The sequence below is a fragment of the Streptomyces sp. NBC_01077 genome (genome assembly GCF_045162855.1).
In the GTDB taxonomy this organism is placed as follows: domain Bacteria; phylum Actinomycetota; class Actinomycetes; order Streptomycetales; family Streptomycetaceae; genus Streptomyces.
Genome location: NZ_CP108669.1, coordinates 7,593,195 through 7,612,308, shown reverse-complemented (window position 1 = coordinate 7,612,308; position 19,114 = coordinate 7,593,195). Strand labels below are relative to the sequence as shown.

Annotated in this window: 11 protein-coding genes; 9 read left to right on the top strand and 2 right to left on the bottom strand. The window is 71.1% G+C overall.

Annotation, left to right across the window (positions count from 1 at the left end):
* On the top strand, positions 1–816 hold the full coding sequence (locus OG462_RS34350) for a helix-turn-helix transcriptional regulator (RefSeq protein ID WP_406063749.1): 816 nt from the start codon (positions 1–3) through the stop codon (positions 814–816).
* A 119-nt stretch (positions 817–935) separates the two neighbouring features.
* Here the strand turns inward: OG462_RS34350 and OG462_RS34345 are convergent, their stop codons facing one another.
* Both OG462_RS34345 and OG462_RS34340 read right to left on the bottom strand, forming a co-directional pair.
* Positions 936–1,547 (bottom strand): ATP-dependent Clp protease proteolytic subunit, encoded by a 612-nt coding sequence (locus OG462_RS34345; protein ID WP_406066836.1) that lies wholly within the window; start codon positions 1,545–1,547, stop codon positions 936–938.
* A 108-nt stretch (positions 1,548–1,655) separates the two neighbouring features.
* Positions 1,656–2,264 (bottom strand): ATP-dependent Clp protease proteolytic subunit, encoded by a 609-nt coding sequence (locus OG462_RS34340; protein ID WP_406066835.1) that lies wholly within the window; start codon positions 2,262–2,264, stop codon positions 1,656–1,658.
* Between the two features lie 668 nt (positions 2,265–2,932).
* Here OG462_RS34340 and OG462_RS34335 point away from each other — a divergent pair.
* From OG462_RS34335 to OG462_RS34300, 8 genes are all read left to right on the top strand, one after another.
* Entirely contained in the window at positions 2,933–3,658 is a 726-nt protein-coding gene (locus OG462_RS34335) for a dienelactone hydrolase family protein (protein ID WP_406063747.1), read from the top strand.
* Between the two features lie 54 nt (positions 3,659–3,712).
* Positions 3,713–4,381 (top strand): methyltransferase domain-containing protein, encoded by a 669-nt coding sequence (locus OG462_RS34330; RefSeq protein WP_406063745.1) that lies wholly within the window; start codon positions 3,713–3,715, stop codon positions 4,379–4,381.
* A 168-nt stretch (positions 4,382–4,549) separates the two neighbouring features.
* Entirely contained in the window at positions 4,550–5,290 is a 741-nt protein-coding gene (locus tag OG462_RS34325) for an SDR family NAD(P)-dependent oxidoreductase (RefSeq protein WP_406063743.1), read from the top strand.
* Between the two features lie 70 nt (positions 5,291–5,360).
* On the top strand, positions 5,361–6,464 hold the full coding sequence (locus tag OG462_RS34320) for an SIS domain-containing protein (RefSeq protein WP_406063741.1): 1,104 nt from the start codon (positions 5,361–5,363) through the stop codon (positions 6,462–6,464).
* Between the two features lie 46 nt (positions 6,465–6,510).
* Positions 6,511–7,740, top strand: coding sequence for an aminotransferase class I/II-fold pyridoxal phosphate-dependent enzyme (locus OG462_RS34315; protein ID WP_406063739.1), 1,230 nt, complete (start codon positions 6,511–6,513; stop codon positions 7,738–7,740).
* 202 nt (positions 7,741–7,942) lie between these two features.
* On the top strand, positions 7,943–8,524 hold the full coding sequence (locus OG462_RS34310; protein WP_406063737.1) for an RNA polymerase sigma factor: 582 nt from the start codon (positions 7,943–7,945) through the stop codon (positions 8,522–8,524).
* A gap of 39 nt (positions 8,525–8,563) precedes the next feature.
* Positions 8,564–8,938 (top strand): hypothetical protein, encoded by a 375-nt coding sequence (locus OG462_RS34305; RefSeq protein ID WP_406063735.1) that lies wholly within the window; start codon positions 8,564–8,566, stop codon positions 8,936–8,938.
* A gap of 529 nt (positions 8,939–9,467) precedes the next feature.
* Positions 9,468–19,085 carry an SDR family NAD(P)-dependent oxidoreductase gene (locus tag OG462_RS34300; protein WP_406063733.1) on the top strand — a complete coding sequence of 3,206 codons (9,618 nt, stop codon included), beginning with the start codon at positions 9,468–9,470 and terminating at the stop codon, positions 19,083–19,085.
* The last annotated feature ends 29 nt before the right edge of the window (positions 19,086–19,114 follow it).

The window sequence follows — 19,114 nt, the reverse complement described above, 5'->3', positions numbered from 1 at the left end:
ATGAATTGCGTTGCCTTGGACAACGAAGTCAGCAGGCAAGAACTCGCCCATTTCTTACGCACTCGACGTGAAAGTCTCAGCCCGGCGGACGTCGACCTACCGAACGGCCCCCGGCGGCGTACCCCTGGCCTCCGTCGGGAAGAAGTGGCAGCGCTCGCGGGGTTGAGCCTCACCTGGTACACGCTGCTCGAACAGGGAAGGAACGTTTCCCCCTCGTACAAGGTCCTGGACAGCCTGGCCGGCGCCCTCAATCTGGCCGAACACGAGCGCCAGTACATCCACCAGCTCGTCCACAGCCGGACCTTTCCCCAACGCATCGAAAGGCGGCACGCCCCCACCGAGAGCGCACTGCAGCAGGTGGCCGACTCGCTGAGCCCCAACCCCGCCTACGTCGTCAACAAGATGGGCGACATCCTGGGCTGGAACGAGGCCGCCGCCGAGTGGTACACGGACTTCGGGCGCATGCCGGAGGCCCGCCGGAACCTGCTCTGGTGGCTGTTCACCGCGCCCGAGGCGAGGGTACGGCTGGCCGACTGGCGGCGTGACGCCCGGGACCAGGTGGGCAGGCTGCGCGCGGTGTCGGCCGGCTTCCCCGGCCGGAGCGTCTTCAGCGAGACGGTCGAGGACCTCAAGCAGGTCAGCGGCGATTTCCGGACCTGGTGGGACGAGTCCCGGGTGCTCAACACGGAGCCGCAGTTCCGGCGGCTCCGCCACCCGCGGCGCGGCACGGTCCCGATGCGCCTTGTCATCCTCGCCGACGGCATGCACCCGTCACTGGAGGTCGTCTACCACCTGCCACAGCTGTCCGGTCACTGAGCAGCGACGACGGCGGGGCCGGGGAGCGAACTCCCCGGCCCCGCCGGGCTTGGCGCGGACGTCAGGCCGGTGACCGGAAGACCCCGGCGGACGTGACCGATCCGACGGGCGTACCTACGTCAGCGGACGAGGGAGCGCGGGCTGATGACGTGGTCGATCAGCCCGAACTCCAGGGCCTGCTCCGCGGTGAGGACGTAGTCCCGATCGACGTCCTCACGGATCTGGGTCAGGTCCCGCCGGGTGTGCTGGGCGAGCATGCCCTCCACCAGCTCACGCTGGCGCTGCACCTCGGTGGCCTCGATCACCAGGTCGGAGACCTGGCCCTGCGTACCGTGACTGCGCGGCTGCTGCAGGAGGATCCGGGCGCTGGGCAGGGCCGAGCGCTTGCCGGGCGTACCGGTGGCCAGGATCACCGCGGCCACCGAATTGGCCTGCCCCAGGCAGACGGTCTGGATGTCTGGCTTGACGAACTGCATGGTGTCGTAGACGGCGGTGAGCGCCGTCAGCGAGCCGCCGGGCGAGTTGATGTACAGGGAGATGTCCCGGTCGGCGTCCATGGACTCCAGGCATAACAGCTGGGCCATGATGTCGTTCGCCACGACGTCGTCGACCTCGTGGCCGAGGAAGATGATGCGCTCTTCGAAGAGCTTGGCGTACGGGTCGTACTCCCTGGTGCCCTGCGACGTGCGCTCGACGAAGCGCGGCACGATGTAGCGGCTCTGCGGGAGCATGGCACCGGAGCCGGCCGGGACGGGTGCTGGGGAAGAAGTGGGCGTGCTCACAGCGCACGGACCTCCGGGTGGGAATGGGTGCTGGATCCGCCGGGAGGCGGGGGAAAGCTAGCGGGGCGCCACCGCGCCCACGCCGGGCAGGGCCGACGTCGACTGCATGACCTCGTCGATCAGGCCGTAGTCCTTGGCCTCCTGCGCGGTGAACCAGCGGTCGCGGTCCGAGTCGCGGGTGATCGTCTCGGTGCTCTGGCCGGAGTGCTGGGCGATGAGCTCGGCCATCTCCAGCTTGGTGCGCTTGAGCTGGTCCACGTAGATCTTGATGTCCGAGGCGGTACCGGCGAATCCGGCCGACGGCTGGTGCATGAGGATCTTGGTGTGCGGCAGCGCGAAGCGCTTGCCGGGCGTGCCGGCGGTGAGCAGGAACTGGCCCATGGAGGCGCAGAATCCCATGGCGATGGTGACGACGTCGTTCTTGATGTACTGCATCGTGTCGTACACGGCCATTCCCGCGGTGACCGATCCGCCCGGGGAATTGATGTACAGGTAAATGTCACGGGTCGGGTCCGCGGCGAGCATCAGCAACTGCGCCGTGATCCGGTTCGCGATGTCGTCGTCGACTTCCTTTCCGAGGAAGACGATCCGGTCATTGAGAAGCCGGTTGTAAACGGCCTCACCGGCGGCTGCGTCACCGTATCCGTCGAGGCCGTAAGGCGGCATCCGGTGTGATGCGAGCGGGAACTGCTGATCGCCCATGTGATTTCACTCCTCATCCTTGCGAGGTCCCGGTCCGGCCGGGCTCCGTCCATTCGGTCAGCGAAGTGGGAGCGAACACCCCCCACCCTCACATATGGCGAAGCTAACACGCAGTCATGCCGGGGGCGGCACGGCTGCCGAATCGTTCGCTGAGAGCGGAGATCCCACCTCCGGCGCGTTCAATTGGCTTGAAAACGCAGCTATTTGCGCGTGCGACAGCGCCGCTGCCCGCAGGCGGCCGACTGCCGTCCCGTCAAGAACGGTACATACAGAAGGAATAGGGAAACGAATCCGGCCAGGTGTGACGCGACCGGCCTGGCACCGGGAAGGGCAGCACGGTCCGGATGCGGAAGCGGTGATCCACGGACTGGAAGCCGGTCGACGGCCGCGCCGCGGCCGAGGCGGCCACTTCCGGCCATCGGGGGCGGTCCCGCGTCCGGCCCCGACACCGCGCGGCACAGGGGGATCACCTCGTGGCCCCTCCGACCCGCGTCTCGGCGACACTCCCTCCGGCACCATGGCTTTGTGTCGGCTCCCGTGGGTCATCACCGCATGTCAGAGGCACACTCGCGCTGTTCCGCCGATGAGGAGACCGGCCCGGCACGGCACGGCGATCACTACACTCCGGTCCCATGACAGGGGTGACAACGCGCACGGTCGAGTACCCGGCCGACGGCCTGACGATGGTCGGGCACCTCGCACTCCCGGCCGGTGTCGACCGCCGGCCCGCGGTCCTGGTCGGGCCCGAGGGGCCGGGGCTGAACGACTTCCAGCGCCGACGGGCCGACACCCTGGCCGAGCTGGGGTACGTGGCACTGGCCTTCGACATCAACGGCGGACGCTGGTTCACCGACCCCGGGGAGATACTGGCGCGGGCGACCCCCCTGCTCGCCGACCCCGACCGCATGCGGGACATCGGCCACGCGGCGCTCGACGTGTTGCGCGCCGAACCGCGCACCGACCCCGGCCGGATCGCCGCCGTCGGCTACGGCACCGGGGGTGCGATCGCGCTGGAACTCGGGCGCGACGGCGTCGACCTGCGCGCGATCGGGACGGTCAACGCACTGACCACGGGCCGACCGGGCGAGGCGGCGCGCATTCGCTGCCCGGTGTGGGCCGGCGTCGGGTCGGAGGACCCGATCATGCCGCCCCCGCAACGGGAGGCGTTCACCGCCGAGATAGAGGCCGCGGGCGTCGACTGGCGCCTCGTGGTCTACGGCGGCGCCCTGCACGCCTTCCACCACCCGCCGGTCGACCACGCCGTGGTACCCGGCGTCGGCTACCACCCGCGGCACGCGCAGCGAGCCTGGCGGGACGTGGTCGACCTGCTCGCCGAGTGCCTCCCCGTGACGGAGTGATCCGGTCCCACCCCTAGCGGCCCCAAGGCCGGCACGCAGCCCTATCGTTGCCTGATGCGTGAACACCACATTGACCGCCCGGCCGATCTCGACGTGGTCCGTGAGTCCTATGACCGAGTGGCCGACAACTACGCCGACATGGTGGTGACGACGGGAATCGGCGACATCCGTCGTCATCCCTGGCTCAAGGCGTCGATCGACGCCTTCGCCGACACCGTGAACGGGCTCGGGCCCGTCCTCGATGTCGGCTGCGGACCGGGAACGGTGACCGCCTACCTGGCCGAACGCGGACTCGACGTGTCCGGGGTGGACCTCTCGCCCCGGATGATCGAGAACGCGCGCCGGCTTCATCCGCAATGCCGCTTCGACGTCGCCTCCGCCACCGATCTCGATCTGGGCGAGGCGTCCCTCGGCGGTGTGCTCGGGTGGTGGTCGCTCTTCAACCTCCCCCGTGACGTCCTTCCTCAGGTCCTCGCCCATTTCGCGCGCGCCCTGAAGCCGGGCGGGCACTTCATCACCGCGACACACGTCGGCGACGAAGACCTGCTGCGCACCGAGGCGTACGGGGGTGTACCCGTACGTTGGACGACGCACAAATGGCGGCCGGAACAGCTCGTGGACCTGATCGAGCAGGCCGGACTGCGCACGGTCGCCGAGCTTCGGCTTCCCCCGGAGGAGTACAGCGGGCCGGGCCTGGTCGTCATGGCCGAGCGCCCCGCCTGAGCACCGGGCGCGCCGGGCGGCACGGGAGGCGAAAGGGCAGCCCACAGCGGGTGCCGCAGGCGGGCGGCGGGAGTGGTAGTCGGACTACCAGCATGGCGACGTTCTGGATACGCGCGCTCCCGCCGTGAAGGGTGATCCCCGAACAGCCGCCAGTTCGAGGGAGCTTCAATGCAGGAACGCCTTGCCGTCGTCACCGGGGGCACCAAGGGAATCGGAGTGAGCCTCAGCCGGCGGCTGGTCGCGACGGGCCACCGGGTCGTCGCCCTCTACCGGAGCGACCAGGAGTCCGCCGACCTCGCCGCGAAGGAACTGGGCGACGGGTTCACCGCCCTGCGCGCAGACGTGTCCGACCCCGATGACGTCGCCCGGGTGACACAGCTCGTCCTGGACACCCACGGCACCCCCTCCGTGCTCGTCAACAACGCGGGCCGCAACATCGACGGACCGTTCCTGGAGATGTCCACGTCGGACTGGGACCAGGTCCTCGCGGCCAATCTGTCCGGCCCCTTCTACATGACCCGGGCCCTGGCCCCGGCCATGCTCGCGGCCGGCGGCGGATCGGTGGTCAACGTGGCGGCCACCACCGGCATCCGCCCGCGGCTGAACGGCGCCAACTACTGCGCCAGCAAGGCCGGTCTGCTGCACCTCACCAAGTGCCTGGCGCTGGAACTGGCGCCGACCATCCGCGTCAACTCCCTGATCCCCGGAATGATCGACACCGAGGAGATGCGCACGCGGTTCCGCACCGACGAAGAAGAACACCGGGACCGGCTGCTGGCCGAGATCCCCCAGGGCCGGATCGGCAGCCCGGAGGAGATGGCCGACGCGCTGGAGTTCCTCGTGAGCACGAAGGCCGCCTACATCACGGGCCAGAAGTTCATCGTCGACGGCGGCCAGTTCATGTGGTAGCGGCATGCGACGCCGGACCCGAAAGCGCCCTCAACCTCCCACCGCACGGACAATCGAAAGGCAACACCCCATGCAGTCGCGTATCGATCGGTACGAGGAGTTCCTGACCAAGCAGTACCGGGGCGGCTTCCACAAGCCGGAGGAGTACTCGATCGCCGAGATCACCCCCGCCCTCCGGGACCGGATGAAGAACGGTCACTTCAAGCGTGTCGTCTTCACCGGCATGGGCTGCTCGGCCATCGTGTCCGATGTCGTCCGGGCCTTCTTCACCTCCATCGACACGGAGCTGGAATTCCACGTCTTCAACGACTACGACTTCCGCTACCTCATACCGGAGTCCGTCATCGAGGACGAGCAGACGCTCGTCATCCTCAGCTCCTACAGCGGCCACTCCACCGAGCCGCTGCACGTCTTCCACCGGCTCGCGCACGCCCACGACCGGGTGCTGCTGCTCACCTCGGGCGGCAAGCTGGGCGACCTCGGCACGGAGCACGGCGTCTCCATCGCCCGCTGGCAGCTCAGCGAGCCGGACCGTGAGTACCCGCTGTTCCACGTCGGCCAGTACTTCGCGATCCTCCTCGACATGTTCTACGAACTGGGCCTGATCTCCCAGGACTTCCGTGCCGAGGTGGCCGCGCTCCCCGACCACCTGGAGAGCGACTTCACCCCGGCCCACCGGGAGCTGGCCCGCGTGGCAGCGGCCCGCAGCGAGGACGCCAACGTCATCATGCTGGCGTCTCCCAAGTGGCACGAGAGCCTGCTGAAGCTGGCCAAGATGCACCTCAACGAGATCGCGATGGTCCCGGCCACGCGGAACTACTTCCACGAGTTCTGCCACAGCGAGGTCGCGACCCTCTCCGACCCCTCGCGCAAGCACAGCGTGCTGATCCTCCAGGACGACGAGGACGACGAGTACACGAAGCAGAAGATGGCGAACCTGATTCGCCTGCTGACCAGTGACCTGCCGCAGAACCGCAACATCGAGGTCACCGTGATCCCGCTGGACCAGCCCACCTTCATGCGGAAGTACTTCACCGCGCTGGAACTGATCCAGTACCTCACCCTCGACCTCGGCCGGGTCTACGACACCGAGTCGCGGAACCTGATCTCCGAGGCCGCCGGCAACCCCTGGTACCACGGGGACACCATCCGCGCGGAACTGGCACAGGGCTAGATCTCTCCTGACGTCCAGGAACACACGAGAAGAGGCCCCGGACACCGTGCACGATGCCGCCCGCGCGACGGCCCCGGTCCGTGACCGGGCCGTCCGTATACAGCACTTCCGGCCCTCGGTCTTCAGCGAGATGAGGGACCTGGCCGTCCGTACCGGGGCCGTCGACGTGGGGCAGGGGGCGCCCGCCATGGCCGCCCCCGCCGCCCTGACGGCCGCGGTCACCGCGGCCGTGGAGAAGGGCCTCAACCAGTACTCCCCCGCGGCAGGGCTCCCCGAGCTCCGCGAGGCCGTGGCCTCCTACCGGCGGCGCACCACCGGTGTCCGGTACCGGCCGGACACCGAGGTGGTCGTCACCACCGGTGCCACCGAGGCGCTGTCGGCCGCCCTGCTCGCTCTCTGCGACCCGGGGGACGAGGTCCTCACCTTCGACCCCTGCTACGACGCCTACTCCGCCTGCGCCGACCTGGCAGGCGCCCGGCTGGTGACCGTACCCCTGGCCTCGGGGGAGGACGGCTTCGCCCTGGACGAGGCCGCGCTGCGGGCCGGCTTCGGGCCGCGCACCCGGGTGCTGCTGTTCAACACCCCGCACAACCCGACCGGAAAGGTCTTCACCGACGAGGAGCTCGCCGTCGTCGCCGCCCTGTGCCGTGAGCACGGGGTGATCGTCGTCGCCGACGAGGTCTACGAGCACCTGACGTACGACGGGCGGCGCCACCGCACCATCGCCGCCCTGCCCGGCATGCGGGAGCGCACCCTCGTCGTCTCCGGGGCGGGCAAGACGTTCAACGTCACCGGCTGGCGGATCGGCTGGGCCTGCGGGCCGGCCCCGCTGGTGGACGCCCTCCTCTCCGTGAAGCAGTTCGTCACCTTCGCCGCCGGCACGCCCTTCCAGGCCGCCGTGGCCGGGGCGCTGTGGGACGTCGAGGGCTGGACCGCCGAACTGCGCGAGGAGCTGTCCGCCCGCCGCGATCTGCTGACGGACGGGCTCAATGCGGCGGGACTGCCCGCCTTCCCCGGCGAGGGCGGCTATTTCGTCCTGGCGGATGTGCGGGGCTGGGGTTACACCGACGACGTGGAGTTCTGCCGCGACCTGCCGGCGCGTGCCGGAGTGGTGGCGATCCCGTGCTCCGCCTTCCACCACCGCGACGACGCCCCCCGGTGGCTGGCCCGCTTCGCCTTCTGCAAGTCCACCGAGACCGTCGCCGAGGCCGTGGCCCGCCTCGGTGCGGCGGCGGGGCCGCGCACGGGTCCGGAAAAAAACTTCGGCCGGAGGTGAATCCTCTCCGGACCCTGCCGTCTCTTATGTGTGTACCGGCCGAACGGCGCCGGCAGAACACAGGAGAAACACCATGGTCACGGCCATCGTAGTCATCGGAGTCCTGCTCGTGGGCGCGTGCAGCTGGCACCTCATGCGGCGCTACAAGAGCCGAAGCTGACGAGTGCCTGCGCGCGGGGCGCCTTCCGGGTATGAGTAGCACATGAACCAACGTTTCTCCTGGCCGGACGAGCGGCTCATCAAGGCAGCTCAGGACGGCGACGTCACGTCGCTCACCACCGTCGTCATGGAATCGCAGCCCCATGTGCGCAAGTTCGCCAAGTCGCTGTGCGCCTCGCCGCAGGACGCCGAGGACGCGGCGCAGGAGGCGCTGATCATCCTCTACCGGAAGATCGGCACCCTGCGGGCCACCGGCGCGCTCGCCTCATGGATGTTCCGGATCGTGCGCAACGAATGCCTCCGCCAGGTACGGACGCTCGTCTCACGCAACGACGAGACGCCGGCCGGATCGGATGCGTCCGCGGAGCCGTCCGCCGAGGAAGCGGTGCTGCACAGGCTGGAGGTGGAGCGGATCGCGGCCGCGGTCGGTGCCCTGCCTCGCGACCAGCGGCAGGTCCTGATCATGCGGGACGTTCAGGGCCTGCCGGGCAGGGCCGTCGCCCACTCTCTCGGCCTGAGCAACGCCGCGATGAAGTCCCGGCTGCACAGAGCACGCGCAGCAGTGCGTCAATCGCTGGAAGCGATCGACCAAGCACCCGATCAAGCCACCGACCAGGCGGCTTGATCAAGCCATCGACCACCCAGTCGGAGGAGAGTCACGACCGTGAACATCGTGAAGCCCGCACAGGGCGACCAGATCCAGGTCACCACAAAGCCCCCGGCGAACGACATGAACTTCGCCAGCAAGTCCGTCCCGCGCCACCTGGCGCGCGGCGTCATCGGCTTCGGGCTGATCATCGGCTCGATCGCCATGGTGCCCGTCGCCGGACCGGCCACCCTGCTGGCGGCCCCGTTGGCCCTGATCGCCTTCCGCGGCTGCCCCACCTGCTGGATGGTCGGCCTGGCGCAGACCATCTCCCGAGGGCGTCTGGAGCGCCAGTGCGTGGACGGTGTCTGCACCCTCACCAAGGCGGACCCGGCGGCGAAGGCCGCGGGCGAGCCGGCTGCCGACAGAAACATCCCGGCCGCCTCCCGGTGACCGGGCCACGGCCCGACCCGTGGTCCGCGAGCCCGCGAACGCCCGCACCACCGATTTCTCCGTGGTTCGCCCCCGGGGATTCCGGACTCCTGGCCCGGCTGATTTTCGCCCTTGTCTCACGACCCAGGGTGATGTCATCGGGCCGGGAGGCTTTGGCCGACGGAGGACCGTCTCTCCTGCGGCATATGCGTCCTGAAGCGAGAATGCGCGTTCCACACAAGTACGCGCTGTTTCCTCGCGGTTAACCGGACGGTTACGGCAGACGAGTCCTCGAAGCCGCTCCCCCCGATTACGCGGCAAATTGATTCTTGGACCAACTCCGGGCCCTGGCCATTGGTTTACGGAGCGCCGACTCGATGCTAGGGTCCAAATTGAGATTGAGTCAGGCTGGGCCGCCGAGTCGGCCGTGCCGTTGATCGTGCTTCACGGGGGGAGCAAGAACATCATGATCCGCCATGCCCAAATTCAGGCGGCAGAAACGCCGACAGACAACACGGTACGAAGCTCAGCAGACAGTACGGCGGAAAACGTGGTACGGCCGGTCCGGGACGGACAGCCGCAGCAGGCATCCGACCAGGTCGACGACCGTACGGTGGCCGTCGTCGGACTTTCCTGCCGCTTTCCCGGTGGGGCAAGTCCCACCGAATTCTGGGACCTTCTCAGGAACGGCCGCGACGCCATAGCGGAGCCTCCCGCGGATCGCGCGCACCTCGCCGCTCTGGACGACGGCTCGCCGCGCCCCGGTGGATTTCTGCCGCAGGTCGACACCTTCGATGCCGAGTTCTTCGGCATCTCCCCGCGCGAAGCCGCCGCGATGGACCCGCAGCAGCGACTCGTCCTCGAGCTCGCCTGGGAGGCGCTCGAGGACGCCGGCCTCGTCCCGGCCACGCTCGCCGACACCGTGACCGGCGTCTTCATGGGCGCGATCGCCGACGACTACACGGCCCTCACCCACGCGGCCGGTCCCGGCGCCACCTCCGCGCACACGGTGACCGGGCTGCACCGGGGCATCATCGCCAACCGGGTCTCCTACGTCCTCGGCCTGCGGGGCCCCAGCATGGTGGTCGACACCGCGCAGTCGTCGGCGCTGGTCGCGGTGCATCTGGCCTGCGAGAGTCTGCGCCGCGGCGAGTCCGTCATGGCGCTGGCCGGCGGCGTCAACCTCAACCTCGCCCCGGAGAGCACCCAGGCCCTGGCCGCCTTCGGCAGCCTCTCGCCCGACAGTCGATGTTACGTTCTCGACGCCCGGGCGAACGGCTATGTCCGGGGTGAGGGCGGCGGTGTGGTGGCGCTGAAACTCCTCAGCCGGGCGATAGCCGACGGGGACCGTATCCATTGCGTGCTGCACGGGGGAGCAATCGGCAGCGACGGCGCGAGCGAAACCCTTCCCACCCCGAATGGAAAAGCCCAGGAACGCGTCATACGCGATGCCTGGGAAAATGCGCGAATACCGTTGGAACAAGCGCAGTACGTCGAAATTCACGGATCGGGCACCCGGGTCGGCGACCCCATCGAGGCATCATCTCTGGGAGCCGTTTTCGCCCCGTCCCGCACGTCGGACAATCCTCTCAGGCTCGGCTCCGTCAAGACGAATATCGGCCACCTCGAAGGGGCCGCGGGCATCGCGGGACTCGTCAAAACGATTCTCTGCCTCAAAGAGCGCGAACTCGTCCCGACCCTGAACTACCGGACCCCCAATCCGCAGATACCCTTCGCCGATCTACGGCTCGCCGCCGTCACCGGAGCCGGTCCGTGGCCGAATCCTGACGGGCCGCTCGTCGCAGGTGTGACATCGGTCGGAATGGGGGGCACCAACTGCCATCTGGTGCTCGGCGAGTGGCCGGGCGACGCCACCTTAACCGCCGAGATCAAGACAGAAGAGCCGACGGAGGCGGACGCGCAGAATTCCCTCGCCTGGGTGCTGTCCGGACGCGGCGACAAAGCGCTGCGCGCCCAGGCGGCCCGGCTCCGCGAACACCTCGCCGCACACCAGGATGTCGATATCGCCGACATCGCCCGGGCCCTCGCTCACGACCGCACCGCCTTCAGCCACCGGGCCGTTCTCGTCGGCGCCGACCGGACCGCGCTGCTGACCGCCCTGGACGCGGTCGCCGACGCCCGGGTCACCCGGACCGCGGTCGAGGGCAGCAGTCACCAGGCCGCCCGTGAAGCGGTGTTCGTCTTCCCCGGCCAGGGCTCGCAGTGGGCCGGCATGGCCGCGGAACTCCTCGACAGCGCCCCCGTCTTCGCCGAGGTCATCGAGGACTGCGAGCGCGCACTACGCCCGTACCGCGCATGGTCGCTGACCGACGTGCTGCGCGGCCGACCCGGCGCGCCCGCCCTCGACCGCGACGACGTCGTGCAACCCGCCCTGTGGGCCGTGATGGTCGCGCTGGCCGCCCTGTGGCGGGCGGCGGGTGTCGAACCCGCTGCGGTCGTCGGTCACTCGCAGGGCGAGATCGCCGCCGCCACCGTCAGCGGCGCCCTCACCCTGGACGACGCGGCCCGACTGGTCGCCGTACGAAGCGCCGCCCTCGGCGCGCTGGCCGGTCGAGGCGGGGGCATGCTCACCGTGTCGCTGCCCGCCGACCGGGTACGCGAGGACCTCGCCGCATACCCGGGGTTGAGCGTGGCCGCCGTCAACTCGCCCGGCATGACCGTGGTCGCCGGTGACGGGGCCGCCCTGGACGCCCTGGCCGCGCAGTACGGCGAGGACGTCCGCACCCGGCGCGTCCCGGTCGCCTACGCCTCGCACAGCCCGCACGTCGACGCCGTACGCGACACCCTGCCGGCCGACCTGGCCGGGATCGCCCCGCGCGCCGGAAGCGTGCCGCTGCACTCCACCGTGACCGCCACGGCGCTCGACGGCTCCGAGCTGGACGTCGACTACTGGTACCGCAACCTGCGGGAGCCCGTGCAGTTCGAGCCCGTCGTACGGGCGCTGCTCGACGCCGGGCACGAACTGTTCATCGAGATGAGCCCGCACCCGGTGCTCGCGCTCGCCGTCCAGCAGACCGCGGAGGCCGCGGACCTGCCGGTCGCCGCACTGGGCACGCTGCGTCGCGAGGAGGGTGGCCCGCAGCGACTGCTGCTCGCGTTCGGCGAGGCGTTCTGCCACGGCGCCGACGTGGACTGGTCCGCCGTTCTGCCCGCCGGCACCACGCGCGCCGAGCTGCCGACGTACGCCTTCCAGCGGCGCCGCCACTGGATCTCCGGGCAGCCCGCCGTCGCCCGGCCCCTGCCGTCGGCCGCCACCGCGCCGATGCCGCAGGCCTCGGCGCAGGCCTCGGCGCAGGCCTCGGCGCAGGCCTCGGCGCAGGCCTCGGCGCAGGCCTCGGCGCAGGCCTCGGCCTTGCCGGAGGACACGGCGGACGCACAGGAGGCCGAGCCGCGCCGCTCGCTGACCGGCCCGGCCGCCCTGGAGCTCGTACGGGCGCACACCGCCGCCGTTCTCCGCTACGACTCCGCCGCCGAGATCGAACCGCGGCGGACGTTCAAGGAGTTGGGCATCGACTCGGTGATGGTCGTCGAGCTGCGCAACCGGCTCGTCACCGCCACCGGGCGCAAGCTCCCCACGACCGTGGTGTACGACCACCCCAGCCCCGCCGCGCTGGCCGCGCTGCTCGCCGACGGGCAGCATGACGCGACGGCCCCCGAGGAGCGTCCCGATCAGGACGACGATCCGATCGTGATCGTCGGCATGGGGTGCCGTTTCCCGGGCGGGGTGGACTCCCCCGAGTCGCTGTGGCAGGTCGTCGCCCAGCAGCGCGACGTGATCTCGGGCTTCCCGGCCGACCGGGGCTGGGACCTCGGCGGCCTCTACCACCCCGACCCCGCCCACGTGGGCACCACCTATGTGCGCAACGGTGGCTTCCTCGAAGGCGCCGCGGAGTTCGACGCCGAGCTGTTCGGGATCTCGCCGCGTGAGGCGCTGGCGATGGATCCGCAGCAGCGCGCGTTCCTCGAGACGTGCTGGGAGGCCCTGGAACGGGCCGGAATCGCCCCGGACTCGCTGCGCGGCACCCAGGCGGGAGTGTTCGCCGGTGTCATGGCCCAGGAGTACGGTCCGCGGCTGGGTGAGGCGGGTGCGGGTGCCGCCGGGTTCGGACTGACCGGAACGACATCGAGTGTGGCCTCGGGCCGCGTGGCCTACACCCTGGGACTCCAGGGCCCCGCGCTGACCGTCGACACGGCATGCTCGTCATCCCTCGTCGCACTGCATCTCGCGGTACGGGCCCTGCGGTCCGGCGAATGCTCACTCGCCCTCGCGGGCGGCGTGACGGTCATGTCGACACCGGGCATCTTCGTGGAGTTCTCACGCCAGCGGGGGCTCGCGGCCGACGGCCGGTGCAAGTCGTTCTCCGCCGACGCGGACGGCACAGCGTGGGCCGAGGGTGTCGGCGTACTCGTCGTAGAGCGGCTGTCGGATGCCCGACGGCTGGGCCACGAGGTCCTGGCCGTGGTCGCCGGCACGGCTGTCAACCAGGACGGTGCGTCCAACGGACTCACCGCCCCCAGCGGACCCGCCCAGGAGCGGGTGATCCGCGCCGCCGTGCAGGATGCCGGAGTGTCCTTCTCCGGGGTCGACGCCGTCGAGGCCCACGGCACCGGCACCGTCCTCGGAGACCCCATCGAGGCACAGGCCCTCCTCGCCACGTACGGCAGCGAGCGCGACGGCCGACCGCTGATGCTGGGATCCCTCAAGTCCAATCTCGGGCACGCGCAGGCAGCCGCCGGTGTCGGCGGCGTCATCAAGATGGTCATGGCACTGCAGCACGGCGAACTTCCCGCATCCCTGAACGTGAGCAAGCCCAGTCAGCTCGTCGACTGGGCCGCGGGCGGCGTCGAAGTCCTCACCGAGCCGCGCCCGTGGCCCGCCACCGAGGACAGGGCCCGACGGGCCGGCGTCTCCTCGTTCGGCATCAGCGGCACCAACGCCCACGTCATCCTCGCCGAAGCCCCGACCGCGGCCCTCGCGTCCGGAACCGACCCCGAGGACGACGACTCCGCCCCCCTGTGGGTGCTGTCCGGGCGTACCGAACCGGCGCTGCGCGCCCAGGCCACCGCCCTCGTCAGCGCGCTGGACACCCTCGGCGAGGTGTCCGTCCGTGAACTCGGGCGCGCCCTGGCCACCACGCGTACCGCCCTCGACCACCGCGCGGCCGTCACCGCCGAGGATCGCGCAGAGGCCGTCGCGGCGCTCGCCGCGCTCGGCCGCGGCGAGGCGCACTCGGCCCTGGCCCTCGGCACGGCACGCCCCGACGACGGCCTCGCCTACCTCTTCACGGGGCAGGGCAGCCAACGTGTCGGCATGGGGCGTGAGTTGTACGAGAGCGAGCCGGTCTTCGCCGCCGCCCTCGACGCGGTGTGCGGCGAACTCGACACCTGCCGCAGCTCCGTGCCCGGCACCCCGCCGATCCGCGAGGTGATGTTCGAGGACGCCGAGGCACTCAACCGGACCGAGAACACCCAGAGCGCGCTCTTCGCCCTCCAGGTCGCGCTGTTCCGGCTCCTTGAGCACCGGGGTGTGGCTCCGGACGCCGTACTCGGCCATTCCATCGGCGAGTTCGCCGCCGCCCACGTCGCCGGGATCCTCACCCTGCCCGACGCGTGTGCGCTGGTCGCCGCGCGCGGTCGGCTCATGCAGGCCCTGCCGAGCGGCGGCGCGATGCTGGCCGTCCAGGCGACGCAGGACGATGTCCGGGCCGTGCTCGAAGGCCGCGAGCACGAGGTGAGCATCGCCGCCGTCAACGGCCCCACGGCCGTCGTCGTCTCCGGCGACGTCGAGGCCGTCGAGCAGGTCGCCGAGACGTTCGCCGCCGCCGGCCGCAAGACGCGCCGCCTCGTCGTCAGTCACGCCTTCCACTCCCACCGCATGGACGGGATGCTCGACGCGTTCGCGGCCGTCACCGCGGGCGTGCGGTACGCGGAGCCGCGTATCGCCATGGTGTCCACGGTCACCGGCGAACCCGTCGACGTCACCGCCGACTACTGGGTCCGGCAGGTGCGCCGGGAAGTACGCATGTCCGACGGTCTGGCCACACTCCACCGCCTCGGGATGCGGACCTTCCTCGAACTCGGCCCGGACGGAGTGCTGTCGGCACTGGGCCGGGACTGTCTGGACGACGACGCGCTGGCGTTCGTCCCGGTGCTGCGCCGCGGCCGGTCCGAGAACCGCACCCTGGCCGCCGCACTCGGTTCCCTGCACGTCCGCGGCCGAGGCCCGGACTGGCACGCGGTGTTCGGCCCTGGACCGACGCCCGGCCTGCCCACGTACTCCTTCCAGCGGGAGCGCTACTGGCTGACCGCGCACGGCACCGAAGGTCCGGCCGGTCACCCGCTGCTCGGCCCCGCAGTCGAACTCGCCGAATCCGGGCAGGCCGTGCTGACCGCCCGGCTCGACCGCCGCACCCACCCCTGGCTCGCCGACCACGCCGTCCTCGGCTCGGTCCTCCTTCCCGGCACCGCGTTCCTCGAACTCGCCGCCCGCGCGGGCTCGCAGACCGGTACGCCGCAGGTCGCCGAACTCACTCTGATCGCCCCCCTGGTGATCCCCGAGGAAGGCCGCACCGAGGTGCAGGTCGTCGTGGCCGCGCCCGGCGACGACGGTCAGCGCGCGCTGACCGTGCACGCCCGCGCCGAGACGCCGGACGGCGCCATCGAGCCGTGGACCCTGCACGCCACCGGCACCCTCGCCCCGCACGACGGAGCCCCCGCGACCGCCGTGGACCGTCCCACCGCCGAGGCCGAACCCCTGACCGTCGACGGCTGCTACGACGAACTGGCGGCCGCGGGCTACGCCTACGGCCCGGTCTTCCAGGGCCTGCGCGCCGCGTCACGGCACGGAGGGGACCTGGTCGCCGAGGTCACCCTGCCGCCGTCCGTCACCGACGCCGCCTCCTACGGGCTGCACCCGGCGCTGCTCGACGCGGCCCTCCACCCGATCGTCATGACCGCGCTGGACGACGGCAACCGTCGCCTGCTGCCCTTCTCCTGGCGTGGTGTGACGATCCGTCAGTCCGGCGCTCGTACCGCCCGCGTCCTGATCACCACCACCGGACCGGACGCGGTGTCGCTGACGCTGCTCGACGAGGCCCAGGCGGTCATCGCCGAGGTCGAGGAGCTGGTCCTGCGCCCGGTGAGCGACGACGTGGCCGTCCCACGGTCGCTCCACCGACTGGACTGGATACCGGCCACGGCGGACCAGGAACCGGCTCCGTCGGCCGCCGCGCTCGGCTCCGCCGACCTGGGCGTCGGCCCGCTGTACGCCGACCTCACGGCCCTGGGCCAGTCCCTCGACGCGGGGCTTCCCGCCCCCGCGGTGGTCTTCGCACCGCTCACGGATCTCACGGATCTCGGGGATCTCAGGGATCTCGGGGACCTCGGGGATCTCACGGATCTCGGGGATCTCGGGGATCTCGGGGACCTCGCGACTCTCGGGGACCTCGCGACTCTCGGGGACGGTCCGGCGCCCGGCTCCCCGCCCGCCGCACACCGGGCGCTCGCTCTGCTCCAGGCGTGGCTGGCCGACGACCGGCTCGCCGACTCCCGGCTGGTGCTCGTCACCCGGGCGGCCGTGGCCACGGCGCCGGACGCCGACGTGGACCCCGACGGCGCCGCCGTATGGGGTCTGGCCCGCTCGGCGCAGACCGAGAACCCCGGAAGGGTCGGGCTCCTCGACGTGCAGTCCGCCTCCGACTGCCGTACCGCGCTGCCGCTGATCGGCACGGAGACGCAACTCGCCGTACGGGACGAGTCGTTGCTGGTGCCGATGCTCGGCCGGGCGACGGCCGACGGCTCCCTGGTTCCCCCTGCCGGGGTGACCGCCTGGCGGCTCGGGGTGCGCGACCGCGGAACCCTGGACCACCTGGCGCTCGAACCCTGCCCGGAAGCCCTGGCCCCGCTCGCCGACGGCGAGGTACGCATCGCCGTGCGCGCCGCGGGCGTCAACTTCCGCGACGTACTGAACACCCTCGGCCTCTACCCCGGCGACCCCGGTCTGCTCGGCCTCGAAGGGGCCGGTGTGATCACCGAGGTCGGGCCCGGCGTCACCGGTCTCGGCGTCGGCGACCGGGTCATGGGCCTGTTCTCCGGGGCGTTCGGCCCGGTGGTCGTCGCCGACCACCGGCGGGTCGCCACCATGCCCGCCGACTGGACGTACGCCCAGGCGGCGTCCGCGCCCATCGTGTTCCTCACCGCCTACCACGCCCTCGTCGACCTCGCCGGCCTGGCCGCGGGCGAGCGCGTCCTGATCCACGCCGCCGCGGGCGGCGTCGGGATGGCCGCCGTCCAGCTGGCGCGTCATCTGGGCGCGGAGGTCTACGGCACGGCGGGCCCCGGCAAGTGGGACGCCCTGCAGGCCCTCGGCCTGGGCGGGGCGAACCTGGCGTCCTCCCGCACCCTGGACTTCGAGACCGCGTTCGGCGCGGCCACCGAAGGCCGCGGCATGGACGTCGTCCTGAACTCGCTCGCCGGTGAATTCGTGGACGCCTCCCTGAGGCTGCTGCCGCGCGGCGGCCGCTTCGTGGAGATGGGCAAGACCGATCTGCGCGACCCGGACCTGATCGCGGCCGACCACCCCGGGGTGGACTACCGCTTCTTCGACCTGCTCCAGGAGCCGACCGAGCGGATCGCCGAACTGCTCACGGACGTCCTGCGGTTGCTGTCGTCGGGAGCCCTCACCCCCCTGCCGCTCAGCACGTGGGACGTCCGCCGGGCGCCGGAGGCGTTCCGCTACGTCAGCCAGGCCCGGCACATCGGCAAGGTGGTGCTCACCCTGCCCGCCGCCCTCGACCCGGACGGTACGGTCCTGGTCACCGGCGCCACCGGCGCCCTCGGCGGACTGGTCGCGCGGCACCTGGTCACCGAGCACGGCGCTCGCCGCCTGCTGCTTGTCAGCCGACGAGGCCCCGACGCACCGGATGCACAGGAACTCGCCACCGAACTCACCGAGTTGGGCGCCGCGGTCACCCTCGCCGCCTGCGACACCGCCGACCGCGACGCGCTCGCGCAGCTGCTGACGGGCGTACGGCTCACCGCCGTCGTCCATGCCGCAGGGGTGCTCGACGACGGTGTGATCACCGCGCTCACTCCCGAACGCCTCGACACGGTGCTCGCACCCAAGGCCATCGCGGCCCGCAACCTGCACGAACTGACCGTGGACCAGGACCTCGCGGCCTTCGTCCTCTTCTCCTCCGTCATGGGCGTCGTCGGCGGGGCCGGCCAGGGCAACTACGCGGCCGCCAACGCCTACCTGGACGCCCTGGCCCAGAACCGCAGGGCACAGCGCCTGCCCGCGCTCTCCCTGGCCTGGGGAATGTGGGCGGACACCGCGGGACGGCCGGGCGCCGCCGGAATGGCGGGGGCCCTGTCCGAAGCCGACCGGGGGCGGATCGCCCGAACCGGCCTCGCACCCATCGACCGGGCGGAGGGCCTGGCCCTGCTCGACGCGGCCCTGCGCATGGACACCGCCGCGCTCGTGCCCGCACCCCTCGACCGCAGCGCCCTCGGCGCTCTGGGAACCCAACTCCCTCCCGTACTGAGGGACCTCGCCCCGGCCGCACCGCGACCGGCCCAGGCGGCGACCACCGCCGCGGCCCCGACGACCGCGACCCTGCGCGACCGGCTGGCGACGCTGAGCCCGGCCGAGCGGGAGGAACTGCTCCTCGATCTCGTCCGGGTGCAGACCGCCGCCGTGCTCGGCCGCTCCTCCGCGGCCGGCATTCCCGCCGACCGGTCCTTCAAGGACATGGGCTGCGACTCGCTCACCCTCGTCGAACTGCGCAACAGGCTGCAGACCAGTGCCGGTCTGAAGCTGCCCGCCACCTTCCTCTTCAACTACCCCACGCCGCTGTCGGTCGTGGCCCAGCTGCACACCGAACTGGCCCCGACCGACACGGAATCCGTCGCTGCCACCGATTCGAAGGCCGTCCCCGGTCTGATCGAACTCGACGGTCTCGAAGCGGCGCTCGCCGAACTGCCGGACGACACCCAGGACGACGTCCGAGCCGAGATCGTCCAACGACTCCAGGCACTGGTGGCCCGTGTACCGGCTCAGCGGGCCCCGGCCGACGACAACGACCTGACCGCACGGGTCCAGTCGGCCTCGGTCGACGAACTCCTCGCGTTCATCGACTCCGAACTCTGACTCCAGGTCCGCATCGCCCGGACCCCACC

What these genes read in the sequence shown, in the direction of transcription:
- OG462_RS34310 (WP_406063737.1), top strand. Translation starts at nt 7,943, where the DNA reads ATGAACCAACGTTTCTCCTGGCCGGACGAGCGGCTCATCAAGGCAGCT.
- OG462_RS34335 (WP_406063747.1), top strand. Translation starts at nt 2,933, where the DNA reads ATGACAGGGGTGACAACGCGCACGGTCGAGTACCCGGCCGACGGCCTG.
- OG462_RS34345 (WP_406066836.1), bottom strand. Translation starts at nt 1,547, where the DNA reads ATGCTCCCGCAGAGCCGCTACATCGTGCCGCGCTTCGTCGAGCGCACG.
- OG462_RS34350 (WP_406063749.1), top strand. Translation starts at nt 1, where the DNA reads ATGAATTGCGTTGCCTTGGACAACGAAGTCAGCAGGCAAGAACTCGCC.
- OG462_RS34320 (WP_406063741.1), top strand. Translation starts at nt 5,361, where the DNA reads ATGCAGTCGCGTATCGATCGGTACGAGGAGTTCCTGACCAAGCAGTAC.
- OG462_RS34325 (WP_406063743.1), top strand. Translation starts at nt 4,550, where the DNA reads ATGCAGGAACGCCTTGCCGTCGTCACCGGGGGCACCAAGGGAATCGGA.
- OG462_RS34330 (WP_406063745.1), top strand. Translation starts at nt 3,713, where the DNA reads ATGCGTGAACACCACATTGACCGCCCGGCCGATCTCGACGTGGTCCGT.
- OG462_RS34340 (WP_406066835.1), bottom strand. Translation starts at nt 2,264, where the DNA reads ATGCCGCCTTACGGCCTCGACGGATACGGTGACGCAGCCGCCGGTGAG.